At 53.8% G+C, this 764-nt stretch carries 1 protein-coding gene; it reads right to left on the bottom strand.

Annotation, left to right across the window (positions count from 1 at the left end; translation table 11 throughout):
• Positions 1–764: phage portal protein family protein (locus tag ACTHUR_RS13565; RefSeq protein WP_440399050.1), on the bottom strand; the 764-nt coding region annotated here is incomplete at both ends.

Raw genomic sequence — 764 nt, forward strand, 5'->3', positions numbered from 1 at the left:
TTGGGAATGGTGCCGACGCTGTTGCCGATTAGAGCTTCGAGCGCGTCTAGCAATTTGTCGGTATCCTGCGGGGTATTGGAACGCGGCTCTTTACCAATCAGCCAAGGCGCACCGTACTTTTCGGTGAATTGCATCCAGAATTTAAGGCCGCCGCGTTTGAAGGTGACCAGCCAAAAAACCAAGCCCAAATCGCCCAAACCGTAGGGGTTGAGATAATCTGCCTCGTGTGTTGGGCAAAGAAACTTATAAGGCGGCGGAACGGTATCGGTCAGCCCGTTTTGGATGTAACGCAACTCGCCGTCGTCGTTGAAGGCGAACCACTCTTGCGGCTTGGCGATGATTTTGTCAGGCAGCCATGCAGAATCGGTACGCCAAATCAGCTCGATGGGTTGATAGCCGTAAAAAACGGCGTTTAAAACGTCTTTAATCAGGCGGTAAACATCGGTTTCAGCCAGCCAGCTATCAATAAAATCCCGGACATTTTTAGGCGTATCGTCGCCCTCAAGTCGCCATTCGAGGCGGGCGACGGCGGCTTTTCGGCGGCGTACCAACGAGCCGACCAAGGGGTCGCGCATCAGCTCGCGGTAAACGGAGATTTGCCTGCCCATTTTGCGCAAAACGGGGTCGGGATTAGGCAGCCAGCCGTCAAAACCGCTGAAAAACGGGCGGGAAACGGCGAGATGGGCAGATAAATCCTGCGGCTTGAAGGTCATGATGCCTTGACTGGTTTTGAGTTTGAGGTGGGGTTTGGGCATGATATGTAC

The organism is Neisseria sp. P0021.S007 (assembly GCF_051956855.1).